Genomic DNA, 24,675 nt, shown 5'->3' on the forward strand with positions numbered 1-24,675 from the left:
ATACGTGTCTCTGATCGCTTCTGACCACTTCCGCATCGTTGTCGGCCTCGGCAAGAGCGGCATGTCCCTGGTTCGCTTCCTGGCGAACCGGGGCGTGGCGTTTGCAGTGGCCGATACGCGGGAAAACCCACCGGAACTGGCCACGCTCAAGTGTGACTATCCGCATGTGGAAGTGCGTTGTGGCGAGCTGGACGTCGAATTCCTGTGCCGTGCCGACGAGCTCTACGTCAGCCCCGGCCTGGCGCTGGCGACCCCGGCCCTGCAGGCCGCCGCCGCCCGTGGCGTGAAATTGTCCGGTGATATCGAACTGTTCGCGCGTAACGCGAAGGCGCCGATCGTGGCCATCAGCGGCTCCAACGCGAAAAGCACCGTTACCACGCTGGTCGGCGAGATGGCGGCTGCAGCCGGCAAGCGAGTTGCCGTCGGTGGCAACCTCGGCACCCCGGCGTTGGACTTGCTCAGCGACGACATCGAGTTGTACGTGATGGAACTGTCGAGTTTCCAGCTGGAAACCACCGATCAGCTCAATGCCGAAGTGGCGACCGTGCTCAACGTCAGCGAAGACCACATGGACCGTTACAGCGGTCTGCCGGCCTATCACCTGGCCAAGCACCGGATCTTCCGTGGCGCCAGGCAGTTCGTGGTCAATCGCCAGGACGCCCTGAGTCGTCCGTTGATGGGCGAAGGGCAGCCATGCTGGACCTTCGGCCTGAGCAAACCCGATTTCAAGGCGTTTGGTATCCGTGAAGAAGACGGCGAGAAATACCTGGCCTTCGAATTCCAGAACCTGATGCCGGTGCGCGAATTGAAGATTCGCGGCGCCCACAATCAGTCCAACGCCCTGGCAGCCCTGGCCCTGGGCCATGCGGTCGGCCTGCCGTTCGATGCCATGCTGTCGAGCCTGCGCACCTTCGCCGGTCTCGAGCATCGCTGCCAATGGGTCCGCGATCTTGACGGCGTGGGCTATTACAACGATTCCAAAGCCACCAACGTCGGCGCCGCACTGGCGGCCATCGAAGGTTTGGGCGCAGACATCGACGGCAAAGTCGTGCTGATCGCCGGTGGCGATGGCAAAGGTGCCGAGTTCAAGGACCTGCACGATCCGGTGGCGGCCAACTGCCGCGCCGTGGTGCTGATGGGGCGCGACTCCGACAGGATCGGCGAGGCTATCGGCGACGCCGTACCGCTGATCCGCGCCGGCTCCCTGGCCGAGGCCGTCGAGCAATGCCGCGCCGCCGCCCAGCCGGGCGACGTGGTGCTGCTGTCGCCAGCCTGCGCCAGTTTCGACATGTTCAAGAACTACGAAGACCGTGGTCACCAGTTCGTCCAAGCCGTGGAGGATCTGGCATGAGCCTGAGAGACATCATCAAGCCATACCCTTCGCCGATCATCACCGGGCGCGGTATCGACCTCGACTTCCCGATGCTCGCCGGTTGCCTGACGTTGCTCGGCCTGGGGCTGATCATGATTGCCTCGGCATCGACCGAAGTGGCGGCCGTGCAGTCGGGCAGCGCCCTGTATTACATGATTCGCCACCTTATTTACGTGGTGCTGGGCCTGGGTGCCTGCATCGTCACCATGATGATCCCGATCGCTACTTGGCAACGGCTGGGCTGGCTGATGCTGCTCGGTGCGTTCGGCTTGCTGGTGATGGTGATCATTCCGGGGATCGGCCGTGAGGTTAACGGCTCGATGCGCTGGATCGGCTTCAGTTTCTTCAACGTTCAGCCTTCCGAGATCGCCAAGGTGTTCGTGGTGATCTACCTCGCCGGTTATCTGGTGCGCCGCCAGAAAGAAGTGCGCGAAAGCTGGATGGGCTTCTTCAAGCCGTTCATCGTGCTGCTGCCAATGGCGGGCCTGCTGCTGATGGAACCGGACTTCGGTGCCACCGTCGTGATGATGGGTGCCGCGGCGGCGATGCTGTTCCTTGGCGGCGTCGGGCTGTTCCGCTTTTCCCTGATGGTGGTGCTGGCTGTCGGCGCGGTGGTGCTGTTGATTCAAATGCAGCCGTATCGAATGGCGCGCCTGACCAACTTTGCCGATCCATGGGCCGACCAGTTCGGCGCCGGCTATCAGTTGTCCCAGGCGTTGATCGCCTTCGGTCGCGGTGAATGGCTGGGCGTCGGCCTGGGCAACAGCGTGCAGAAACAGTTCTACCTGCCGGAAGCCCACACTGACTTCGTGTTCTCGGTCCTGGCCGAAGAGCTGGGGGCGGTGGGTTCGTTGTGCACCGTGGCACTGTTCGTCTTCGTGTGCATTCGTGGCATGTACATCGGTTTGTGGGCTGAAAAGGCCAAGCAGTTTTTCGCGGCTTACGTGGCCTACGGTCTGTCGTTCCTGTGGATTGGTCAGTTCCTGATCAACATTGGTGTAAACGTCGGTCTGCTGCCGACCAAGGGTCTGACCTTGCCGTTCCTCAGTTATGGCGGTAGTTCGTTGGTGATCTGCTGTGCCTGTCTCGGCTTGTTGCTGCGCATCGAGTGGGAAAGTCGAACCCACCTGGGCAGTGAAGAGATGGAGTTCCATGAGAGCGACTTCGCCGAGGAGCCGAACCATGGGCGCTAACGTCATGATCATGGCTGGCGGCACCGGTGGCCACGTGTTCCCGGCACTGGCCTGTGCCCGCGAATTCCAGGCACGCGGCTATACCGTGCACTGGCTCGGCACTCCGCGTGGCATCGAGAACGATCTGGTGCCGGCGGCCGGTATCGAGTTGCACCGGATCAATGCCAGCGGTCTGCGCGGCAAGGGCAAGCTGTCCCTGTTAAAGGCGCCGTTCATGTTGCTCAAGTCGGTCTGGCAGGCGCGGGCGATCATTCGTCGGCTGCGGCCGGTCTGCGTGGTTGGCTTTGGTGGTTATGTGACCGGTCCTGGTGGCGTTGCCGCCAAACTGGCCGGCGTGCCGGTGATCGTTCACGAACAGAACGCCGTGGCCGGTACCGCCAATCGGTTGCTGGTGCCGTTGGCCGCCCGAGTCTGTGAAGCGTTCCCCGACACCTTTACCCTGTCGGACAGCCGCCGGACCACCGGTAATCCGGTGCGCACCGAGCTGTTCCTCGAGACATCGCGACCTGCCCTGGCTGGTCGCAAGGCGCGTTTGCTGATCCTGGGCGGAAGCCTGGGCGCAGAACCGTTGAACAAGTTGCTGCCTGAAGCCCTGTCGCAAGTCGCTGCCGATTTGCGTCCGGAAGTGTTCCATCAGGCCGGCAAAAACCACGATGAAGTGACTGCAGAGCGCTATCGCGCGGCTGGCGTCGAGGCGCAGGTGCAGCCCTTCATCAAAGACATGGCCCAAGCCTACAGCTGGGCCGACCTGGTGGTTTGTCGCGCAGGCGCGCTGACCATCAGTGAACTGGCCGCCGCCGGTCTGCCCTCGATGCTGGTGCCTTTGCCTCATGCCATCGACGATCACCAGACCCGCAACGCCGAATATTTGGCCCGTGAAGGCGCAGCCTTCCTGATGCCGCAAAGAACGACTGGTGCAGCGGATCTTGCCGCTCGCCTGACAGAGGTCCTGATGCAACCACAACGACTCAACGAAATGGCTACTGCGGCACGCCGCCTGGCCAAACCCGATGCCACCCGTAACGTGGTCGATAGCTGCCTGGAGGTGGCCCATGGTTGAGAATCAGAAAGCCATGCCACAACCGGAAATGCGCCGCATCCGTCGCATCCACTTCGTTGGTATCGGCGGTGTGGGCATGTGCGGGATTGCTGAAGTGTTGTTGAACCTGGGCTATGAAGTGTCCGGTTCCGACCTGAAGGCTTCGCCGGTCACCGAGCGCCTGGAGTCCTTCGGCGCGCAGATCTTCATCGGCCACCGCGCCGAGAACGCCGCTGCCGCCGACGTGCTGGTGGTGTCGAGTGCCGTGAACACGTCCAACCCGGAAGTCGCAACCGCACTGGAACGCCGTATTCCGGTGGTGCCGCGTGCAGAGATGCTGGCTGAGCTGATGCGCTATCGCCACGGCATCGCCGTTGCCGGTACCCACGGCAAAACCACGACCACCAGTCTGATCGCGTCGGTGTTCGCCGCCGGTGGCCTGGACCCGACATTCGTAATCGGTGGCCGTCTGAATGCCGCGGGTACCAATGCCCAGCTCGGCACCAGCCGTTACCTGATTGCTGAAGCCGACGAAAGCGACGCCAGCTTCCTGCACTTGCAGCCGCTGGTGGCCGTGGTCACCAACATCGACGCCGATCACATGGCGACCTACGACGGTGACTTCAACAAGCTGAAGAAAACCTTCGTCGAATTCCTCCACAACCTGCCGTTCTACGGTCTGGCGGTGGTGTGCCTGGACGATCCGGTAGTGCGTGAAATCCTCCCGCAGGTCAAACGTCCGACGGTCACCTATGGCTTCGGCGAAGACTGCGACGTACGTGCGATCAACGTGCGCCAGCAAGGCATGCAGACCTTCTTCACCGTACTGCGTCCCGACCGCGAGCCACTGGATGTTTCGGTGAACATGCCGGGCAACCACAACGTATTGAACGCCCTTGCGACTATCTGCATCGCCACCGACGAAGGCGTCAGCGATGAAGCCATCGTCCAGGGCCTGTCCGGGTTCCAGGGTGTCGGCCGACGCTTCCAGGTCTACGGCGAACTGCCGGTAGACGGCGGCAATGTAATGCTGGTCGATGACTACGGTCACCACCCGACGGAAGTCGCGGCAGTGATCAAGGCCGTACGCGGTGGCTGGCCGGAGCGCCGCCTGGTGATGGTCTACCAGCCGCACCGCTACAGCCGCACCCGCGACCTGTACGACGATTTCGTCAATGTACTGGCCGACGCCAACGTACTGCTGCTGATGGAAGTCTATCCGGCCGGCGAAGAGCCGATCCCGGGCGCCGACAGCCGCAAGCTGTGCAACAGCATCCGTCAGCGTGGCCAGCTCGACCCGATCTACATCGAGCGTGGTGTCGACCTTGCGCCAGTGGTCAAGCCGCTGCTGCGCGCCGGCGACATCCTGCTGTGCCAGGGCGCCGGCGATATCGGCGGTCTCGCACCAAAACTGTTGAAAAGTGAGTTGTTCGCCGGTGCCGTTGCCGCGCCGGAGAAGGGGAAGTTGAAATGACTGCTGCCTACGCCAACCTGGTCTCCACGATCGCGCCGAAAGACTTCGGCCGCGTCGCCGTGCTGTTCGGCGGCAAGAGTGCCGAGCGTGAAGTGTCCCTGAAGTCGGGTAACGCCGTTCTGGACGCACTGCAAAGCGCCGGTGTGGACGCGTTCGGCCTCGACGTGGGCGATGACCTGCTGCAGCGTTTGCAGAGCGAAAAAATCGACCGCGCCTTCATCATCCTCCACGGCCGTGGCGGTGAAGACGGCAGCATGCAGGGCCTGCTCGAATGCCTGGGCATTCCGTACACCGGCAGCGGCATCCTGGCTTCGGCCCTGGCCATGGACAAGCTGCGCACCAAGCAGGTCTGGCACAGCCTGGGCATTCCGACCCCACGTCACGCGGTACTCAGCAGCGAGGCCGATTGTATTTCGGCGGCGACGGAACTGGGCTTCCCTTTGATCGTCAAACCGGCCCATGAAGGTTCAAGTATCGGTATGGCCAAAGTGAGTTCCGCGTCCGAATTGATCGACGCATGGAAAGCGGCCAGTACCTACGATTCGCAAGTGCTGGTCGAGCAATGGATTCACGGTCCGGAGTTCACCATCGCCACCCTGCGTGACCAGGTGTTGCCACCGATTGCCCTGGGCACGACGCACAGCTTCTACGACTACGACGCCAAGTACATCGCCAACGATACCCAGTACCGCATTCCGTGCGGTCTGGACAGCGCCAAGGAAAAGGAACTCATGGACCTCACGGCGAAAGCCTGTGAAGCGCTGGGTATCGCCGGTTGGGGCAGGGCAGACGTGATGCAGGACGCCGACGGGCAGTTCTGGTTCCTGGAAGTCAACACCGCACCGGGCATGACCGATCACAGCCTGGTGCCGATGGCGGCCCGTGCTGCCGGTCTGAATTTCCAGCAACTGGTTCTGGCCATTCTGGCCGAGAGCGTTGCCGGCAACACTGCCGGTAACCAAGAGTCGACGAGAGGTTAAGGCCATGCAAGGCGCTCAGCTCAGACATCAGCCCCCCGCATCGCCCGGCCGCAAGCCGGTGCCGCGGGGTGCCAGCCGAATGGTGGCCAAAGAGCCGATGTCCGCGCGCCTGCCGAAAGCCAACTTCGGTTTTCTCAAAGCGTTGTTCTGGCCGGTAGTGCTGGTGGCTTTGGGGTTCGGTACTTACGAAGGCGCGACACGGCTGTTGCCGTATGCCGACCGGCCGATCACCAGGATCAACGTGCAGGGCGACTTGAGTTACATCAGCCAGCAAGCGGTGCAGCAGCGGATCGCCCCGTACGTGGCGTCGAGCTTCTTCACCATCGACCTGGCGAGCATGCGCACCGAGCTGGAAACGATGCCATGGATTGCCCACGCCGAAGTGCGCCGGGTGTGGCCGGATCAAGTGGTGATCCGCCTGGAAGAACAACTGCCGGTGGCCCGATGGGGTGACGAGTCGCTGTTGAACAACCAGGGCCAGGCCTTCACCCCGCGCGAGCTGGCGAACTACGAACACTTGCCTCAGCTGTTTGGCCCGCAGCGGGCTCAACAGCAAGTGATGCAGCAATACCAGGTGCTGAGCCAGATGCTCAGGCCGCTGGGCTTCTCGATTGCACGCCTGGAACTGCGTGATCGTGGCAGCTGGTTCCTGACCACCGGCCCCGGCAGCGCGGGTCCCGGGATCGAACTGCTGCTGGGACGCGGCAACCAGGTGGAAAAGATGCGCCGTTTCATCGCCATCTATGACAAGACGCTCAAAGAACAGATTACGAACATTGCGCGCATCGATCTGCGCTACGCCAACGGCCTCGCTGTTGGCTGGCGGGAACCTGTAGCGCCCACGGCAGCCCAACCCGCTGTCGCGAAGAATTAAGAAGAGGCAGGACCCATGGCAAACGTGCAAAGCGGCAAAATGATCGTCGGTCTCGATATCGGCACCTCCAAGGTGGTGGCGCTGGTGGGCGAGGTCGCGGACGACGGCACGCTGGAAATCGTCGGGATCGGTACCCATCCGTCCCGTGGCCTGAAAAAAGGCGTGGTGGTGAACATCGAATCCACCGTGCAATCGATCCAGCGCGCCATCGAAGAAGCGCAGCTGATGGCGGGTTGCCGCATTCACTCGGCGTTCGTCGGTGTGGCCGGCAATCACATCCGCAGCCTGAACTCCCACGGCATCGTGGCGATTCGTGATCGCGAAGTCAGCTCGGCGGACCTTGAGCGTGTACTCGACGCGGCCCAGGCCGTGGCGATCCCGGCTGACCAGCGCGTACTGCACACCCTGCCGCAGGATTACGTGATCGATAACCAGGAAGGCGTCCGCGAGCCACTGGGCATGTCCGGCGTGCGTCTGGAAGCCAAGGTCCACGTGGTCACCTGCGCCGTCAATGCCGCACAGAACATTGAAAAATGCGTGCGTCGTTGTGGCCTGGAAATCGACGACATCATTCTCGAGCAACTGGCTTCCGCGTACTCGGTACTGACCGATGACGAGAAAGAGCTGGGCGTGTGCCTGGTGGACATCGGCGGCGGCACCACCGACATCGCGATCTTCACCGAAGGCGCGATCCGTCACACCGCAGTGATCCCGATTGCCGGTGACCAGGTGACCAACGACATCGCCATGGCGTTGCGCACTCCGACCCAGTACGCCGAAGAAATCAAGATTCGCTACGCCTGCGCCCTGGCCAAACTGGCCGGTGCCGGTGAAACCATCAAGGTGCCAAGCGTTGGCGACCGTCCACCACGCGAGCTGTCCCGCCAGGCCCTGGCCGAAGTGGTCGAGCCGCGCTACGACGAACTGTTCACGCTGATCCAGGCCGAACTGCGCCGCAGCGGCTACGAAGACCTGATCCCGGCCGGCATCGTGCTGACCGGCGGTACGTCGAAGATGGAAGGCGCTACTGAACTGGCCGAGGAAATCTTCCACATGCCGGTGCGCCTGGGCGTGCCTCACGGCGTGAAAGGTCTGGATGACGTGGTGCGCAACCCGATCTATTCCACCGGCGTCGGCCTGTTGATGTACGGCCTGCAGAAGCAGTCCGACGGCATCTCGTTCTCGGGCATCGGCAGCCGCGACAGCTACAGCAACGAAGAGCCACAGGCTCCGCTGCTGGACCGCCTGAAGAAGTGGGTCCAGGGCAATTTCTGAAGATTTACCGCAACACCGTTACACCGAAGCACGCAGTAGGCGAAAAAACTAGAGAATGTAAAGGAGAGGGAAAATGTTCGAACTCGTAGACAACATCCCCGCAAGCCCGGTAATCAAAGTTATCGGTGTCGGCGGTGGCGGCGGCAACGCTGTCAACCACATGGTCAAGAGCAACATTGAAGGCGTTGAATTCATCTGCGCCAACACTGATGCCCAAGCGCTGAAAAGCATCGGCGCGCGGACCATCCTGCAACTGGGCACCGGCGTGACCAAAGGTCTCGGCGCTGGCGCCAACCCTGAAGTAGGTCGTCAGGCCGCTCTGGAAGATCGTGAGCGCATTGCCGAAGTCCTGCAGGGCACCAATATGGTGTTCATCACCACGGGCATGGGCGGTGGTACCGGTACCGGTGCTGCGCCAATCATTGCTGAAGTGGCCAAGGAAATGGGCATTCTCACCGTTGCGGTGGTGACTCGTCCGTTCCCGTTCGAAGGTCGCAAGCGCATGCAGATCGCCGACGAAGGCATCCGTCTGCTGTCTGAAAGCGTCGACTCGTTGATCACCATTCCCAACGAGAAGCTGCTGACCATCCTCGGTAAAGACGCAAGCCTCTTGTCGGCTTTCGCCAAGGCCGACGATGTACTGGCCGGTGCTGTTCGCGGTATCTCCGACATCATCAAGCGTCCGGGCATGATCAACGTCGACTTCGCCGACGTGCGTACCGTGATGAGCGAAATGGGCATGGCGATGATGGGCACTGGCTGCGCCAGCGGTCCGAACCGTGCACGTGAGGCCACCGAAGCGGCCATTCGCAACCCGTTGCTCGAAGACGTGAACCTGCAAGGCGCTCGCGGCATCCTGGTGAACATTACTGCCGGTCCGGATCTGTCCCTGGGTGAATACTCCGACGTGGGCAGCATCATCGAGGCGTTCGCTTCCGAGCACGCCATGGTCAAGGTCGGTACCGTTATCGATCCGGACATGCGCGACGAGCTGCACGTGACTGTCGTTGCCACAGGTTTAGGCGCTAAAATCGAGAAGCCGGTGAAGATCATCGACAATACCGTGCACACGTCGATGGCTTCCCAGCCGCAACAACAGACCTCTGTTCGTCAGGAAGCTCCAGCGGTGAACTACCGTGACCTGGACCGTCCGACCGTCATGCGCAACCAGGCTCAGGCCGGTGCTGCGACTGCCGCGAAGATGAATCCGCAAGATGACCTGGACTACCTGGACATCCCGGCATTCCTGCGTCGTCAGGCCGATTGATGAAATGTATCAGGGGTATTAGGGTGATTGGTGTTCAGCAAAGGTCTGGTCTGCTATCATCGCCAGCCTTTGTTGATACCAGTTCGCAATTTGCGCTGAAGCGGCCCATGCCATGATTAAACAACGCACCCTGAAGAATATTATCCGTGCCACAGGTGTCGGCCTGCACTCCGGGGAGAAGGTCTACCTGACCCTCAAGCCAGCGCCCGTCGACACCGGCATTGTGTTTTGTCGCGCCGACCTCGACCCCGTGGTGCAGATTCCTGCCCGCGCGGAAAACGTTGGTGAAACCACTATGTCGACCACGCTCGTTAACGGTGACGTCAAAGTGGACACGGTAGAGCACTTGCTCTCGGCCATGGCAGGCCTGGGCATCGATAACGCCTACGTCGAGCTCTCCGCGTCCGAAGTCCCGATCATGGATGGTAGCGCTGGACCTTTCGTATTCCTGATTCAATCGGCTGGCCTGGAAGAACAGGACGCTGCCAAGAAGTTCATCCGCATCCTGCGTGAAGTGACAGTGGAAGACGGCGACAAGCGCGCCACTTTCGTCCCTTTCGAAGGGTTCAAGGTGAGCTTTGAGATCGATTTCGATCACCCGGTTTTCCGTGACCGCACCCAAAGTGCAAGCGTGGATTTTTCCAGCACTTCGTTTGTAAAAGAAGTCAGCCGCGCCCGTACCTTTGGTTTCATGAGTGACATCGAGTACCTGCGCAAGCACAACCTCGCACTCGGCGGCAGTGTTGAAAACGCTATTGTGGTCGACGCCGATGGCGTACTGAACGAAGACGGCCTTCGCTATGAAGACGAATTCGTGAAGCACAAGATTCTCGATGCAATTGGTGACCTCTACCTGCTGGGCAATAGCCTGATTGGTGAGTTCAAGGGCTTCAAGTCCGGCCACGCACTGAACAACCAGCTGCTGCGCAAGTTGATTGAGCAGACAGATGCCTGGGAAGTCGTGACGTTCGAAGACGCCAGCACTGCACCGATCTCTTACATGCGTCCGGTTGCGGCCGTGTAAGTAAAAACCTCTCTAGTTTTTAAAGGCTGCCTTCGGGTGGCCTTTTTTTATGAAGCAAAAGATCTTTGCTTTAATCCGCACAAACAACCCGATTACGCCCCCCTTCCTTGGCCTGATACAACGCCTTGTCCGCACTGAACAGCAATTGCTCCAGGTTGATATCGCTGCCCGCCGTCCAGGTGGCAATACCGATACTCACGCTCATCGGTCGCTCGCCGGCGTCCACCAGTGGCAGTTTTTGCACCGCCTCGCGGATATGTTCGGCGATCTGCTGCGCGCCTTCACTGCCAGTTTCGGCCAGGACCACTGAAAACTCTTCGCCACCATAGCGAGCCACCAGGTCTGCCGGGCGATGGACATTGGCGCGGATAACCTCGGCCAATGCCCGTAAGGCATCGTCGCCGGCCTGATGCCCGTGCCGATCATTGAAGGCCTTGAAGTGATCGGCATCAATCATCAGCAACGACAACGGCTTGCCGCTGCGCTGCGCACGAAACCATTCATGGCGCAGGGTCTGATCGAGGGATCGACGGTTGGCCACGCCGGTCAAGGCATCGGTGGCCGCCAACTGCGCCAATTCCTGCTCGACATGTTGGCGCAGGCGCAGCTCGCGGCAGAGCAGCCAGGTCAGCCATAACAAACCGATGCACAAAACCCCGGTAGCACCGCTGATCACATAGGCAGTGCGGTTCCAGGTGGCGAACACTTCATCGATGGAAAGGGCCACGATGACGGTCAGCGGCAGGTTGCCGACCCGGGAAAAGGTGTACAGGCGTTGTTGATGGTCGACACTCGACACGCTTTCGAAGGTACCACTGCGCTCCTGCAGCATGCGTACGACGTTGGGGCGGCTGGAGAAGCTTTTGCCGATGGCGTTTTTTTCCCGGTACGGTTTCTGCGCCAGGAGAATCCCGTCATCGTTGATGATGCCCAGCGTACTGCCGGTGCCGATGTCGAGGCTGCTGAACAGCTGGTCGAAATAGCTCATGCGCATCGACGCCACCGCGACCCCCAGAAACTCTCCCGTGGGAGAGGAAATGCGCCGGCTGAAACTGATGCGCCATTCGTCGTTGTCATCGCAGTCGCAGCGCGGTTTGAACGGTCGGCTGATAAACATGCCGGTGCCGCGATTGAAGACATGGGCCAGGAAATAATCGCGGTCAGCGAAGTTGCCCGGTTTCGGCTCGATCAATGATGAGTCGGCCAGCACGTCGCCGTGCTTGTCCAGCAGCAGGATGTCGCCCTTGTAGCGCGCGGTGGTGGAGCGCTCGAACAGCACCAGATGACGGATCTGCGGCGAAACCTGTTTCAGGTCGTCCCGTTGGGCGGCGGCGATCAGACCCTGCAAGGTCAAATCATAGAGCTCGACCGTACGCAGGACATCGGCATCGATCAGTTGCGCAATGGTAGTCGCGCTGCGTGTGGCGGTCTGCTGGGCGTAGGCGTGTTCGCGGATCAGCAGGTAAGTGACGATGCACAGGATCGAGATGACAGTCAGGGTGCTGCCGAGGATCACCATGATCTCGGGTCGCCCGGGCGGGCCTTGAAAATGCGGGGTGCGGCTTGCGGTCATAGGGCTGACGTCTGCTAGAGGGACGTTGTAAGCGTAGTTGCATAAACGTAGCAGCCGAGTGAATCGTTCCTGTTGCTCGAACGATTGATCGATGGCGTGGGCGTCAGTGAGTTTCGTTGCAAAAATTGCAATGAAGGTTGAGTCGCCACTATAAAAAAAGCCGCTGACAGCAGCGGCCTTGAAGACAACTTTTCAAAGGGAAGAGCCGAAGAAAAGTGTCGAGGGAAACGGGAGTGATCGGTGCAGATCAGCTGTCTTTCTCGGCCTGTGGCTGCGCCTGAGTGCTGGATGCTTGCGGGGCCTGGGCGTCTTGCGCAGCCTTGGCGGTCATTTCGATCTGATGCTCTCCGAACGTCGCAGCGCGTGCAGCGTTATGCGCGACGAAAGTCTGCGATTCTTCCGCCATCGCCAAGGGCGACAGGAACAAAGAGGACAAAACGAAAGCGCTGGCAATACCCATACTGTTGGACATCTTTAAAACCTTCTTGCTTGGCAAGTGCTGTTTGGTGCGGGCAAAGATAAGGATATGAGGCGAGGGGAAAAAGAGCGGATTCATGAAAGGACTGTTGCGGTACTAGCAATAGTGGGTTGAGCACACATTTAAGTGCACCTGAATCCAATGTGGGAGCGAGCTTGCTCGCGATAGCATCACCTCGGTTCCGAAGTTGCACCGAGTCGCCTGTATCGCGAGCAAGCTCGCTCCCACAAGGGAATGGGGTTTCAGACGGGCAGATGAATCCCGAAGGTATTCATCCCATGGTCACTGCGCACGAACACATCGCCGCCGTGCATCAACGCTATCGCCTTGACGATGGCCAGCCCCAATCCGTGATTGTGGCCGCTGTTGCTGCGCGAGGCATCGACCCGGTAGAAGCGCTCGAACAGCCGTGGCAGGTGTTCACGGGCAATCGGCGAACCGGGGTTGGCGACGCCGATGCTGACTTGATGCTCCTGGGCTTCGATCCGCACTAGAATCACCTGCCCGGGCGCGGTGTGCTGCACCGCGTTGTTCAGCAGATTGATCAACGCCCGGCGCAGATGAGCGATCTCGATCCGCACTTGTGCGTCACCACTGACCTCAACCCGGACCTGAGCGTCCTCGAGAATGAAATCCAGATACTCCAGGGTCGTGGCCACCTCATCAGCCAGCGAGGTTGAGGTGAGTTTGGTCGCCTTGCTGCCCTGATCGGCGCTGGCGAGGAACAGCATGTCGTTGATGATCGAACGCAGTCGCTCAAGCTCTTCGAGGTTCGATTGCAGCACTTCGAAGTAATGCTCGGCGGAGCGTCCGCGGGTCAACGCGACCTGGGTCTGGCCGATCAGGTTGGTCAGTGGCGAGCGCAGTTCGTGGGCGACGTCGGCGTTGAACGATTCAAGGCGCGAGTAGGCTTGCTCGACCCGTTCCAGGGTCGAGTTGAACGAGCTGACGAATTGATCGAGTTCCGGCGGCAACGGTGACAATCGCAAGCGCCCCGAGCGCAACGGCGGGGCCAGGCGCTGGGCTTCCTGGGACAGTTTGATCAGCGGCTTGAGCCCGATCCGAGCCACCCAGTAACCCAGTGCCGAGGCCAGCAGCACGCCGACAATCGCCAGGCTGATCAGCGCGATCAGCAATTGATGCTGGGTGTGGAAAAACGTCTCGGTATCGATGGCGATCATGAAGCGCAGCGCTGGGCGCTGATCCTTGGCCGGGAATTCGCTGACCAGCACTTTCAGCGGATAGGGGTGATCCGGCAGATGCATGTCGCGGGTGCCCAGCGGCCCTTGGGCAAAGGCGCGGATTTGCGGTGTCAGGTTGCCGTATTCGTAGTGTGGATCGCCGCTGATGATCCAGAAACTGATGCGCTTGTCTTCTTCGCTCAGCAGATTGAGCTTGTTGTTGATCTTCACCCAATGCTCGGGCGTGCCGTAACGACCCACCGTGGATTCGAGCACACTGTAGCGCGCATCCAGTTCGGCTTCCGGCAACAGGCCCAGGCCTTTGTCGACCTGTTGGTACAAAGCCCAGCCGATCAACAGAAAGACCAGAAGCGCCACCAGCGTAAACATCCCGCTTAAACGCAGCGCGATCGAGTTACCGGACACCACGGCTCTCCAGCACATAACCCATGCCACGAATGGTGTGCAGCAGCTTCTCTTCGAACGGCCCGTCGAGCTTGGCCCGCAGGCGTTTGATCGCGACTTCGACGACGTTGGCGTCGCTGTCGAAATTGATGTCCCAGACCATTTCGGCAATGGCGGTTTTCGAGAGGATTTCACCTTGGCGCCGGGCCAGCACACTGAGCAGCGAGAACTCCTTGGCAGTCAGATCCAGCCGTGCGCCACCTCGGGTCGCCTTGCGGCTGATCAAATCTATCCACAGGTCGGCGATGCTCACTTGCACTGGTTCATGACCACCGCTGCGCCGGGTCAGCGCTTGCAGGCGTGCCACCAGTTCAAGGAAGGAAAACGGTTTGCCCAGATAGTCATCGGCGCCTTCACGCAGGCCCTTGATGCGGTCTTCCACACGCTCGCGGGCGGTGAGCATGATCACCGGGGTTTGCTTGCGCGCACGCAGGGCGCGCAACACACCGAAGCCGTCGAGGCCCGGCAGCATCACGTCGAGGACGATCACCGCGTAGTCGCTCTCCAGCGCCAGGTGCAGGCCTTCCACACCATCGCGGGCCATATCCACGGTGAAACCCTGTTCCGTCAGGCCGCGATGCAGATAGTCCGCGGTTTTTTCTTCGTCTTCGATAATCAGAACGCGCATGACCCCGCCTCAGTCTGTGGTCGCCAGCGCCGGATCCGGTGCTGCTTTAGGCCGATGGAATAGCCGCTCCAGCCACAAGTATATGACCGGCGTGGTGAACAGCGTCAGCGCCTGGCTCACCAGCAAGCCGCCGACCACCGCGATCCCCAAGGGCTGGCGCAGTTCGGCGCCGGTGCCGTAACCGAGCATCAGCGGCAGGGCGCCGAGCAGGGCGGCGAGGGTGGTCATGATGATCGGCCGGAAACGCGTGATACAGGCCTTGAAGATCGCTTCCTCAGGCGACAGCCCGCCATTGCGCTGCGCTTCGAGGGCGAAGTCGATCATCAGGATGCCGTTTTTCTTGACGATACCGATCAACAACACCAGCCCGATCAAGGCCATGATCGAAAAGTCCTGGCCGCAAATCCACAGCATGATCACCGCGCCGAGGCCCGCCGAAGGCAAGGTCGAAATGATCGTCAGTGGATGCACGAAACTCTCGTAGAGCACGCCGAGAATGATGTACACCGCCACCAGTGCCGCCAGAATCAGCCACGGCTGGCTGGCCAGCGAACTCTGGAACGCCTGGGCCGCGCCCTGGAAGTTGCCGCTGATGGCGGTCGGCATGCCGATGTCGGCCTTGGCCTGGTTGAGCATGATCACCGCATCGCCCAACGCCACGCCGGGGGCCAGGTTGAACGACAGGTTGGCCGCCGGGAACATGCCGTCATGAGCGATGGACAGCGGGCCGATGGTCGGCGCATCGAACCTGGCCAGGGCCGACAGCGGCACCATTTCCCCGCTCAGGGGCGAGCGCAGGTAGAAGTAATTGAGGCTCTCGGCCTTGCCGCGTTGCTTGGTGTCCAGCTCCAGGATCACGTTGTACTGGTTGACCTGGGTCTGGAATTCATTGATCTGGCGCTGGCCGAAGGCATCGTACAGGGCTTCGTCGACGTCGCTGGCGGTGAGGCCGAAACGTGCGGCGGCGCTGCGGTCGATGCTGATGTGGGTGATGCTGCCGCCCAGTTGCAGGTCGTTGGAAATGTCGCGGAAGGCCGGGTTGGCGCGCAGTTTTTCCGTCAGGCGCTGGGTCCAGGTGCTCAGGGTCGGGCCATCGTTGCTCTTGAGCACATATTGATACTGGGCGCGGCTCGGGCCGGAGCTGAGGTTGATGTCCTGGCCGGCGCGCAGGTACAGGACGATACCCGGCACTTTCATCAGTTGCGGACGAATCCGGTCGATGAACTGGCTGGCGGAGACATCGCGGTCGCTGCGTTTTTTCAGGGTGATCCAGAAGCGGCCGTTGGCGATGGTCTGGTTGCTGCCCGAGACACCGACGGAATGTGAAAACGTTTCGACTGCGGGATCGGCAGCGACGATTTCGGCCATCGCCAGGTGTTTTTTCACCATGTCGCCGTAGGAAATGTCAGCAGCGGCTTCGGTGGTGCCGAGGACGAAACCGGTGTCCTGGATCGGGAAGAAACCTTTAGGGATAAATATGTAACCGGCGACCGCCAACCCCAGCGACAGGCCGAACACGCCGATCATCAACTTCTGGTGGGCGAGGGCACGACGCAAGCCTTTTTCGTACCACGCCAACAGGCGCTCACCGAAACCCGGTTTGTCGTGGGCATGATGCACTGGCGCGCGCATGAACAGTGCAGCGAGGGTCGGTGCCAACGTCAGCGAAACCACCACTGAAATCATGATGGTGGAAGTGGCGGTCAGGGCGAACTCCTTGAACAGTCGCCCGACCACGCCGCCCATGAACAGCAGCGGAATGAACGCTGCCACCAGCGAGAAGCTGATCGAAATCACGGTAAATCCGATCTCGCCAGCGCCTTTGATCGCGGCCTCGCGCATGCCTTCGCCGGCCTCGAGATGGCGGTGAATGTTCTCCACCACCACGATCGCATCATCGACCACGAACCCCACGGCGACCACAATCGCTACCAGCGTGAGGTTGTTCAGGCTGAAGCCCATCACATACATCAGCGCAAAACTGGCGATCAGTGACACGCCGAGCACTGCCGACACGATCAGTGTGGCCGACAGTTGGCGCAGGAACAGTGCCATTACCGCCACCACCAACATGATTGCAATCAGCAGGGTGATTTCCACTTCATGCAGCGAGGCACGGATGGTCTGGGTGCGGTCGATCAGCGTCTTGACCTGCACCGAGGCGGGGAGCATCGCTTCCAGTGCCGGCAAGGCGGCCTGGATGCGGTCCACGGTCTCGACGATGTTGGCGCCAGGCTGGCGGAAGATCACCAGGTTGACCCCCGGTTGCGAGCCCGCCCAAGCCTGGATGTAGGCATCTTCCGAACCGTTGACGACTTTGGCGACATCGCGCAGATGAACCGGTGCACCGTCCTTGTAGGAAACAATCAGCTGGCTGTAGTCCTCCGGGTGAAACAACTGGTCGTTGGTGGACAGGGTCGAGATGCTCGACTCCCCGTACAGCGCACCCTTGGCCAGGTTGAGGCTGGTCTGCTGGATCGCCAGGCGGATGTCGGCGAGGGTCAGGCCGATGGCCGCGAGCTTGTCCGCCGAAACCTGGACGCGGATCGCCGGACGCTGCTGACCGGTGATGACGACCTGGCCTACACCGTCGACCTGACTGAGCTGACGGGACAACAGGGTTTCCGTCAGGTCACTGAGCTCCGGGCCGGGCATCAGCGAGGAGTTGACGCTGAGGATCAGCACCGGGCTGTCCGCGGGGTTGACCTTGCGCCAGGTCGGCAGGTTCGGCATGTCCTTGGGCAGCTTGCCCGCGGCAGTATTGATCGCCGCCTGCACTTCCTGGGCGGCGGTGTCGATGCTTTTGTCGAGGGTGAATTGCAGGGTCAGGTTGGTCGAGCCCAGTGCACTGCTCGAGGTCATCTGGGTTACGCCGGGAATGGCACTGAATTGCACTTCAAGGGGCGTGGCCACCGAGGAAGCCATGGTTTCCGGGCTGGCGCCGGGAAGTTGCGCGGCCACCTGGATGGTCGGGAATTCTGCCTCCGGCAACGGCGCTACCGGCAGGCGCGGAAACGCTATGACACCCAGCAGCACCAGGGCGAACGTCAGCAGGACCGTGGCCACCGGGTGGTCGATGCACCAGGCTGAAACCGAACCATGGCCCTTCATTGCGCCGCCTCCGATCGCACCACTTGCGGCGGCTCGGTCAGCACTTGCACGGTAGCGCCGGGCTTGAGCCGCGACTGACCATCGCTGACCAGTACATCACCCGGTTTCACACCCTTGATGATGTCCTGGCCGCTGCCTTGATAGACCATCTGCACCTGCACGGCTTCGACCTTGTCGCCATTGACCCGGTACACGAAGTGCTGGTCGAGGCCGCGTTGTACGACTGTCGGCGGCACCACCAGCGCATCTTTATCCAGGGCTGTCTGAATCTTTATCGTCACCAGCAGGCCCGGCCAGAGCTTCTGTGCGTCGTTGTCGAATTCGGCCTTGGCGCGGATGGTGCCGGTGTTGGCGTTGATCTGGTTGTCGATCAGGGTCAGGTGACCTTCGCCGAGCAGGTTGCCGGTTTCGCCGTCGGTGTCGGCACCGATGTAGGCCTTTACCTGAGTGTGTTGCGGGTCGTTGATCAGGCCTTGCAGGGTCGGCAGCATTTGCTGCGGCAGGGAGAACTCCACGGCGATCGGGTCGATCTGGGTCACAGTGAACAGGCCCTTGGTGTCGGTCATGCGCAGGAAGTTGCCTTCGTCCACCGTGCGAATACCGACACGGCCGCTGACCGGTGAGCGAATTTGTGTGTAGGAAAGCTGTACCTCGGCGGAATCAATCGAGGCCTGGTTGCCTTGGGCGGTGGCCTTGAGTTGGTTGACCAGGGCTTGTTGCTGGTCGTAGGTCTGCTTGGACACGCCGTCGTCGACACTCAGCAGCTTGTAGCGCTTGAGGTTGACTTGCGCCACTTGCAGTTGCGCCTGGCTTTCGCCCAGTTGTGCCCGGGCCTGGTCGAGACTGGCGCGGATCGACCGGTCGTCGATGGTGGCCAGCAGGTCGTCTTTTTTCACCAGTTGGCCTTCCTTGACCATGATTTTGGTGAGAATGCCGTCGATTTGCGGGCGGACTACGACGCTGTGCAGGGACAGCACAGAGCCGATGCCGCTGACGTAGCGCGGCACGTCTTTTTCGGCGACGGCGACCACGCGCACGGGGATGGCGGTGGGGGTGGCGAGTTTGGCCTTGGCCGGTTTGTTGGCGTACCACAGGCCCAGCGCTGCCAGGACGATCAGAAGGGCGACGAGCAGGGCGGATTTTTTCTGGATTCGCATGCGAGTGGGGCGCCGGGGCTGGGTAGACGGTTGGTATTTTCCTTTATAAACCTGTTTGCCGGTCAGGAGGGTGACGGCTAACTGACGGCGCTGTCAGTTTGGGGTTTGGCCTGGTCTTGGCGGCCTCTGGGCCGACCAGGTTGTTGGTTGACCGAGTACATATCCGTTTCTCCGGTAATGGCGGCTTATGGTCCGCCCATCCATGCCGGGTTGCCCACTACGCAGAACCTCCGCTCGGCCTCTCGAAGGGGGCGTACAGATCAAGATCAAGAGCTGCAGGCGAGCTGACACCCGGCCTGGTAGGAGCTGCCGAAGGCTGCGATCTTTTGATCTTGAAATCAAAAGATCGCAGCCTCGTTTCACTCGACAGCCCCTACGTGGGACCTGTCAATTCGCCACCCGAACCCCACCCAGACTCCCGCTCAATTCATACGCCGCCAGTTCCGCCTGATGCGCCGCCAGCAATTCCGGCAACGATCCGCGCAAGTACTCGACCCAGGTCTTGATCTTCGCATCCAGGTACTGGCGCGACGGGTAGATGGCGTACAGGTTCAGTTCCTGCGAGCGGTATTTGGGCATCATGCGTACCAGCGTGCCGTTGCGCAGGCCTTCTATCGCGGCGTACAGCGGCAGGACGCCAACGCCCATGCCGCTGATGATCGCGGATTTCATCGCGTCGGCGGAGTTCACCAGGAAGGGTGAGCTGTTGATGGTGACCATTTCCTGGCCGTCAGGACCGTCGAAGGCCCATTTTTCCAGCGGAATCACCGGGCTGACCAGGCGCAGGCAGGCGTGGTTGAGCAGGTCGCTGGGTTTTTGTGCGCAGCCGTTGGCTTTGACGTAGGCCGGCGAGGCGCAAACGATGCTGTAGGTGATGCCCAGGCGTTGGGAGACGAAACCCGAATCCGGTAGTTCGCTGGCGAGGACGATGGACACGTCGTAGCCTTCGTCGAGCAGGTCCGGCACGCGGTTGGCCATGGTCAGGTCGAAAGTCACGTCCGGGTGGGTCTTGCGGTAGCGGGCGATGGCGTCGATCACGAAGTGCTGGCCGATGCCGGTCATGGTGTGCACTTTCAGTTGCCCGGCCGGGCGTGCGTGGGCGTCGCTGGCCTCGGCTTCGGCTTCTTCGACGTAGGCCAGGATCTGTTCGCAGCGCAACAGGTAGCGCTTGCCGGCTTCGGTCAGGGCGATACGGCGGGTCGTTCGGTTGAGCAGACGGGTTTGCAGGTGGGCTTCCAGGTTGGAGACCGCGCGCGAGACGTTGGCCGTGGTGGTGTCCAGTTGTACGGCGGCGGCGGTGAAGCTGCCGGCTTCGGCCACGTAACTGAAGGCGCGCATGTTTTGCAAAGTGTCCATGGGGTGCTCTCTCGTCGAATGACAAATTGTGACACGAAGTTTCTGTTTATTTACAGGCGACTAAGGATCTACCTACGGATTATCTCGTTAACGGTAACAAAGATTCACAGGAATCCCAGCTTATCGCCCTTCCGGCCGCCCCATAGAATTGCGCTCACCTCAAGAACACCCCACCTCAGGAAATCGCAGCAGTGCCGCGTCGCATCAGCAGAGCGCTTCAGCCGCTCAGTGTTTTGGCTTTAACCCTGGCAATCAGCGGCTGCATCGGAACCGGAGGTATTGCCCCGCAGGGCAAGGCGCTGGAGGCCAATTCACTGGCCACCGACGAAGCGATCCACAGCGCCGCGCAGGATGCGCACTGGCCCACCGCGCATTGGTGGCAAGCCTATGGCGACCCGCAACTGAATCGCTGGATCGACCTCGCCCTGCAAGGCAGCCCGACCCTGGCCATGGCCGCCGCCCGGGTACGCCAAGCCAAGTCCATGGCCGGCGTGGCCGAAGCGGCCGAGTCGCTGCAGATCAATGGCGAGTCCACCCTCAAACGCCACAACTGGCCGACCGACCAGTTCTACGGCCCCGGCGAGCTGGCCAACAGCACCACCTGGGACAATAACGCGGCGTTGGGTTTCAGTTATGCCCTCGACCTCTGGGGCCGCGAAAGCAATGCCACCGAGCGCGCCCTGGACATGGCGCACATGAGCGTCGCCGAAGCGCGCCAGGCCCAGCTCGAATTGCAGGACAACATCGTACGGGTCTACATCGAGTTGTCGTTGCATTACGCCCAGCGGGACATCGTCGAGGCGACCTTGAAGCAGCAACAGCAGATCCTTGAGCTGGCGCAAAAACGCCTGAGCGGGGGTATCGGCACTCATTTCGAGGTCAGTCAGGCCGAGACGCCGCTGCCGGAAACCCATCGCCAGATCGACGCCCTCGACGAAGAAATCGCCTTGAGCCGCAACCAGCTCGCCGCCCTCGCCGGCAAGGGCCCGGGGGAGGGCGCGCAGTTGCAGCGGCCAACGCTGTCACTGGGTGCGCCGCTGAAACTGCCGTCGTCGCTGCCGGCGCAATTGCTCGGCCAACGCCCGGATGTGGTCGCCAGTCGCTGGCAAGTGGCGGCGCAGGCGCGGGGCATCGATGTCGCTCATGCCGGTTTCTACCCGAACGTCGACCTGGTCGGCAGCCTCGGCTACATGGCAACCGGCGGTGGGGCAATGGAGTTCTTGACCGGCAAGAAACTCAACTACAGCGTGGGGCCGGCGATTTCGTTGCCGATCTTCGATGGTGGGCGATTGCGTGCGGAGTTGGGTGAAGCCTCGGCGGGTTATGACATAGCCGTGGCGAAGTACAACCAGACCCTGGTCAACGCGCTGAAAAACATTTCCGACCAATTGATCCGTCGCGAGTCCATGGACAAGCAGCAGGCTTTCGCCGCCGAATCGGTGGCCACTGCGCAGAAGACCTACGACATCGCGATGATCGCCTATCAGCGTGGCCTGACCGACTACCTCAACGTGCTCAACGCCCAGACCCTGCTGTTCAAGCAGCAGCAAGTGCAGCAGCAGGTTCAGGCGGCGCGGTTGAGTGCTCATGCAGAGCTGGTGACGGCGTTGGGCGGCGGTCTGGGGGCGGGCAACGATGTGCCGAAAGACAGCCAGACAGCAGCACCGAAAACCCCGAGCCTTTTGCGTTGAACACAAAACCTGTGGGAGCGAGCTTGCTCGCGATGAGGGCGGCACATCCAACATTGATGCCGGCTGATACTCCGCTATCGCGAGCAAGCTCGCTCCCACAGGTTCCGGGTTTCACTGGAATTTATTGAGCAGGATTTGATGACTCCCTTGCCCGCACCCTTGCGCTGGCTGTACTCCCTGGAATGGCGCCGGGGTTTCTTCGACTGGGCACGCAGCGACGGCGTGACCTGGGTCTACATCTTCAAGGTGCTGTTCGCCGCGTTCCTGACGCTGTGGCTGGCCATGCGCCTGGAGCTGCCGCAACCGCGCACGGCGATGATCACCGTGTTCATCGTCATGCAGCCGCAAAGCGGCCAGGTGTTCGCCAAGAGTTTCTATCGTTTCCTCGGCACCTTGGCCGGGTCGGCGGTGATGGTCGCGCTGATCGCCCTGTTTGCGCAGAACACAGAATTGTTCCTCGGTTCGCTGGCGATCTGGGTCGGCATCTGCACGGCCGGCGCCGCCCGCTGCCGCAACTTCCGCGCCTACGGTTTCGTACTCGCAGGATACACCGCCGCGATGGTCGGCTTGCCCGCATTGGCCCATCCGGAGGGTGCGTTCATGGCGGCGGTCTGGCGGGTGCTGGAAATCTCGTTGGGCATTCTCTGTTCGACCCTGATCAGTGCCGCCATCCTGCCGCAATCGGCGAGCGCGGCGATGCGCAATGCCTTGTATCAGCGCTTTGGCGTGTTCGCCCTGTTCGTCACCGACGGCTTGCGCGGTCGCAGTCAGCGCGACGCGTTCGAGGCCGGCAACGTGCGTTTCATCGCCGAAGCGGTGGGCCTGGAAGGCTTGCGCAGCGTCACTGTGTTTGAAGACCCGCACATGCGTCGACGCAATGGCCGGCTCAGTCGCCTGAACAGCGAGTTCATGGGCATCACCACGCGCTTCAACGCCTTGCACCAGTTGCTCGAACGCTTGCGCAACAGCGCGGCGGACCAGGTGGCGGCGGCGATCAAACCGGGTTTGCAGGACCTCGCCGAATTGCTCGACGGCTTCAGCGGTCGTGCCCTGACCAGCGCCGATGCGGCGCGTCTGGTCGCGGTGCTGACCGCATACAAAGAAGGTTTGCCGGCGCGGGTACGCTGTCTGCGGGCGACGTTCCAGCAGCACAATCCGAGCGATGCTGAACAACTGGATTTCCACACCGCGTACGAGCTGCTCTATCGCTTCGTCGACGACCTGCACGGTTATGCGCAGACCCACGCCTCCCTGGCCGATCACAGTCACGAGCGGGAGCGCTGGGACGAGCCGTTCACCCCGCAAACCAACTGGATGGCCGCGGCGGCATCGGGGATTCGCGCAGCGTTCATCCTGGTGGTTTTGGGCAGCTACTGGGTGGCAACCGCCTGGCCGAGCGGCGCGACCATGACCCTGATCGCTGCTGCAACCGTGGGCTTGTCCGCCGCCACCCCGAACCCGAAACGCATGGCCTTTCAGATGGCGTGCGGGACATTGCTCGGGGCGCTGATCGGCTTCGTCGAGATGTTTTTCATTTTCCCGTGGATCGACGGATTTCCATTGTTGTGCGTGATGCTCGCACCGGTGATCGTATTGGGCTCATTCCTGACCTCGCGGCCGCAATACGTCGGCGTCGGCCTGGGCTTGCTGATCTTCTTCAGCACCGGTTCGGTGCCGGACAACCTCACGGTCTACAACCCCTACACCTTCATCAACGACTACATCGCCATGGTGCTGGGCATGCTGGTGTGCGCAGCGGCCGGGGCGATCATTCTGCCGCCCAACAGCCGCTGGTTGTGGCGTCGGCTGGAGCAGGACCTGCGCGGTCAGGTGGTGTACGCCATCAGCGGCAAGCTCAAGGGGCTGGCGTCGAGTTTCGAAAGCCGCACCCGCGATCTGGTGCATCAGGCCTACGGCTTCGCGGCGGGGCAACCGCAAGTGCAGCGCGAATTGCTGCGCTGGATGTTCGTGGTGCTGGAAGTCGGTCACGCGATCATCGAATTGCGCAAGGAACAGGCGATTCTGCCGGTGCATCCGGCCTATGCCGAATCCCAGCCATGGCGCCAGGCGATCCGGGTGATGGGGCGTGCACTGGTGCGGCTGTTCCTGCAACCGAACAGCAGCAACCTCGAACGCGCTCTGGTCGCAGTCGATCACGCCATCAGCCGTGTGCAGTCCACCGACGAACCCTTCGCCCCACACTTCGATACCTCGGCGTTGCGCCGGGTGAAGAGCTACCTGCACTTCATCCGCACCTCGCTGCTCGACCCGCAATCACCGCTTGCGGCCTTCGCAAACAGCCAGCCTCAAGGACTTGAACATGCCTCGTGAAATCGCCTTCCACGGCGTGTACATGCCGACCATGACCCTGATGTTTTTCATCGCGGCGGCGCTTGCCTGGGCGCTGGACCGGTTCCTGTCCGGGTTCGACCTGTACCGTTTTTTCTGGCACCCGGCGTTACTGCGCCTGAGTCTGTTTACCTGTCTGTTCGGCGCGTTGGCGCTGACTGTCTACCGTTGACTCTCTATCACTGACT

General features: G+C 61.4%; 19 protein-coding genes. 12 read left to right on the forward strand and 7 right to left on the reverse strand.

The window, feature by feature from the left end:
• Positions 1-4: 4 nt before the first annotated feature.
• The 9 genes from murD (at position 5) to lpxC (ending at position 10,498) form a co-directional block, all read left to right on the forward strand.
• Entirely contained in the window at positions 5-1,351 is a 1,347-nt protein-coding gene (gene murD, locus AC1DKH_RS15845) for a UDP-N-acetylmuramoyl-L-alanine--D-glutamate ligase (RefSeq protein WP_477798620.1), read from the forward strand.
• Entirely contained in the window at positions 1,348-2,565 is a 1,218-nt protein-coding gene (gene ftsW, locus AC1DKH_RS15850; RefSeq protein WP_477753055.1) for a putative lipid II flippase FtsW, read from the forward strand. Before murD ends, ftsW begins: the two co-directional genes overlap by 4 nt.
• A complete protein-coding gene (murG, locus tag AC1DKH_RS15855; protein ID WP_477798621.1) occupies positions 2,555-3,625 on the forward strand; it encodes an undecaprenyldiphospho-muramoylpentapeptide beta-N-acetylglucosaminyltransferase in 1,071 nt (356 codons plus the stop codon). Before ftsW ends, murG begins: the two co-directional genes overlap by 11 nt.
• Positions 3,618-5,078, forward strand: a complete 1,461-nt coding sequence (murC, locus tag AC1DKH_RS15860) for a UDP-N-acetylmuramate--L-alanine ligase (RefSeq protein WP_150727953.1) — start codon at positions 3,618-3,620, stop codon at positions 5,076-5,078. Before murG ends, murC begins: the two co-directional genes overlap by 8 nt.
• Positions 5,075-6,058 carry a D-alanine--D-alanine ligase gene (locus AC1DKH_RS15865; protein WP_477798622.1) on the forward strand — a complete coding sequence of 328 codons (984 nt, stop codon included), beginning with the start codon at positions 5,075-5,077 and terminating at the stop codon, positions 6,056-6,058. Before murC ends, AC1DKH_RS15865 begins: the two co-directional genes overlap by 4 nt.
• 4 nt (positions 6,059-6,062) lie before the next feature.
• Positions 6,063-6,932, forward strand: a complete 870-nt coding sequence (locus tag AC1DKH_RS15870; RefSeq protein WP_477753058.1) for a cell division protein FtsQ/DivIB — start codon at positions 6,063-6,065, stop codon at positions 6,930-6,932.
• Between the two features lie 15 nt (positions 6,933-6,947).
• Positions 6,948-8,207 (forward strand): cell division protein FtsA, encoded by a 1,260-nt coding sequence (gene ftsA / locus AC1DKH_RS15875; protein ID WP_007989901.1) that lies wholly within the window; start codon positions 6,948-6,950, stop codon positions 8,205-8,207.
• Between the two features lie 73 nt (positions 8,208-8,280).
• The gene (gene ftsZ, locus AC1DKH_RS15880) at positions 8,281-9,474 is read left to right on the forward strand and encodes a cell division protein FtsZ (RefSeq protein WP_477762656.1); all 1,194 of its coding nucleotides are present in this window, start codon (positions 8,281-8,283) and stop codon (positions 9,472-9,474) included.
• A 112-nt stretch (positions 9,475-9,586) separates the two neighbouring features.
• Positions 9,587-10,498: a UDP-3-O-acyl-N-acetylglucosamine deacetylase gene (lpxC, locus tag AC1DKH_RS15885; RefSeq protein ID WP_007939852.1), complete on the forward strand. Its 912-nt coding sequence runs from the start codon at positions 9,587-9,589 to the stop codon at positions 10,496-10,498.
• Between the two features lie 70 nt (positions 10,499-10,568).
• Here lpxC and AC1DKH_RS15890 read toward each other — a convergent pair whose 3' ends face one another.
• The 7 genes from AC1DKH_RS15890 to AC1DKH_RS15920 form a co-directional block, all read right to left on the reverse strand.
• Positions 10,569-12,071: a diguanylate cyclase gene (locus AC1DKH_RS15890; protein ID WP_477798623.1), complete on the reverse strand. Its 1,503-nt coding sequence runs from the start codon at positions 12,069-12,071 to the stop codon at positions 10,569-10,571.
• Positions 12,072-12,318: 247 nt separating this feature from the next.
• The gene (locus tag AC1DKH_RS15895) at positions 12,319-12,543 is read right to left on the reverse strand and encodes a hypothetical protein (protein ID WP_477760640.1); all 225 of its coding nucleotides are present in this window, start codon (positions 12,541-12,543) and stop codon (positions 12,319-12,321) included.
• A gap of 248 nt (positions 12,544-12,791) precedes the next feature.
• On the reverse strand, positions 12,792-14,156 hold the full coding sequence (locus AC1DKH_RS15900; RefSeq protein WP_477762658.1) for a heavy metal sensor histidine kinase: 1,365 nt from the start codon (positions 14,154-14,156) through the stop codon (positions 12,792-12,794).
• On the reverse strand, positions 14,146-14,823 hold the full coding sequence (locus AC1DKH_RS15905; RefSeq protein ID WP_477798624.1) for a heavy metal response regulator transcription factor: 678 nt from the start codon (positions 14,821-14,823) through the stop codon (positions 14,146-14,148). Before AC1DKH_RS15905 ends, AC1DKH_RS15900 begins: the two co-directional genes overlap by 11 nt.
• A 9-nt stretch (positions 14,824-14,832) precedes the next feature.
• Entirely contained in the window at positions 14,833-17,934 is a 3,102-nt protein-coding gene (locus AC1DKH_RS15910; protein WP_477798625.1) for a multidrug efflux RND transporter permease subunit, read from the reverse strand.
• A complete protein-coding gene (locus AC1DKH_RS15915) occupies positions 17,931-19,091 on the reverse strand; it encodes an efflux RND transporter periplasmic adaptor subunit (protein ID WP_477798626.1) in 1,161 nt (386 codons plus the stop codon). Before AC1DKH_RS15915 ends, AC1DKH_RS15910 begins: the two co-directional genes overlap by 4 nt.
• Positions 19,092-19,478: 387 nt before the next feature.
• Entirely contained in the window at positions 19,479-20,447 is a 969-nt protein-coding gene (locus AC1DKH_RS15920; protein ID WP_477753193.1) for a LysR family transcriptional regulator, read from the reverse strand.
• Between the two features lie 191 nt (positions 20,448-20,638).
• Between AC1DKH_RS15920 and AC1DKH_RS15925 the strand changes: the two genes are divergently transcribed.
• From AC1DKH_RS15925 to AC1DKH_RS15935, 3 genes are all read left to right on the forward strand, one after another.
• Positions 20,639-22,138 (forward strand): efflux transporter outer membrane subunit, encoded by a 1,500-nt coding sequence (locus tag AC1DKH_RS15925; RefSeq protein ID WP_477798627.1) that lies wholly within the window; start codon positions 20,639-20,641, stop codon positions 22,136-22,138.
• A gap of 138 nt (positions 22,139-22,276) precedes the next feature.
• Positions 22,277-24,469 carry an FUSC family protein gene (locus tag AC1DKH_RS15930; protein WP_477798628.1) on the forward strand — a complete coding sequence of 731 codons (2,193 nt, stop codon included), beginning with the start codon at positions 22,277-22,279 and terminating at the stop codon, positions 24,467-24,469.
• Positions 24,459-24,659 (forward strand): DUF1656 domain-containing protein, encoded by a 201-nt coding sequence (locus AC1DKH_RS15935; RefSeq protein WP_007896379.1) that lies wholly within the window; start codon positions 24,459-24,461, stop codon positions 24,657-24,659. The genes AC1DKH_RS15930 and AC1DKH_RS15935 overlap by 11 nt, the downstream gene beginning before the upstream one ends.
• Positions 24,660-24,675: the final 16 nt, after the last annotated feature.

This window comes from Pseudomonas sp. 05L36 (assembly GCF_056398125.1).

Excerpts from the sequence above, each read along its gene's own strand:
- AC1DKH_RS15905 (WP_477798624.1), bottom strand. The coding sequence starts at position 14,823 with ATGCGCGTTCTGATTATCGAAGACGAAGAAAAAACCGCGGACTATCTG.
- AC1DKH_RS15920 (WP_477753193.1), bottom strand. The coding sequence starts at position 20,447 with ATGGACACTTTGCAAAACATGCGCGCCTTCAGTTACGTGGCCGAAGCC.
- AC1DKH_RS15910 (WP_477798625.1), bottom strand. The coding sequence starts at position 17,934 with ATGAAGGGCCATGGTTCGGTTTCAGCCTGGTGCATCGACCACCCGGTG.
- AC1DKH_RS15930 (WP_477798628.1), top strand. The coding sequence starts at position 22,277 with ATGACTCCCTTGCCCGCACCCTTGCGCTGGCTGTACTCCCTGGAATGG.
- AC1DKH_RS15915 (WP_477798626.1), bottom strand. The coding sequence starts at position 19,091 with ATGCGAATCCAGAAAAAATCCGCCCTGCTCGTCGCCCTTCTGATCGTC.
- AC1DKH_RS15870 (WP_477753058.1), top strand. The coding sequence starts at position 6,063 with ATGCAAGGCGCTCAGCTCAGACATCAGCCCCCCGCATCGCCCGGCCGC.
- AC1DKH_RS15895 (WP_477760640.1), bottom strand. The coding sequence starts at position 12,543 with ATGTCCAACAGTATGGGTATTGCCAGCGCTTTCGTTTTGTCCTCTTTG.
- murG (WP_477798621.1), top strand. The coding sequence starts at position 2,555 with ATGGGCGCTAACGTCATGATCATGGCTGGCGGCACCGGTGGCCACGTG.
- ftsA (WP_007989901.1), top strand. The coding sequence starts at position 6,948 with ATGGCAAACGTGCAAAGCGGCAAAATGATCGTCGGTCTCGATATCGGC.
- ftsZ (WP_477762656.1), top strand. The coding sequence starts at position 8,281 with ATGTTCGAACTCGTAGACAACATCCCCGCAAGCCCGGTAATCAAAGTT.
- AC1DKH_RS15865 (WP_477798622.1), top strand. The coding sequence starts at position 5,075 with ATGACTGCTGCCTACGCCAACCTGGTCTCCACGATCGCGCCGAAAGAC.
- AC1DKH_RS15935 (WP_007896379.1), top strand. The coding sequence starts at position 24,459 with ATGCCTCGTGAAATCGCCTTCCACGGCGTGTACATGCCGACCATGACC.
- AC1DKH_RS15890 (WP_477798623.1), bottom strand. The coding sequence starts at position 12,071 with ATGACCGCAAGCCGCACCCCGCATTTTCAAGGCCCGCCCGGGCGACCC.
- lpxC (WP_007939852.1), top strand. The coding sequence starts at position 9,587 with ATGATTAAACAACGCACCCTGAAGAATATTATCCGTGCCACAGGTGTC.
- ftsW (WP_477753055.1), top strand. The coding sequence starts at position 1,348 with ATGAGCCTGAGAGACATCATCAAGCCATACCCTTCGCCGATCATCACC.
- murC (WP_150727953.1), top strand. The coding sequence starts at position 3,618 with ATGGTTGAGAATCAGAAAGCCATGCCACAACCGGAAATGCGCCGCATC.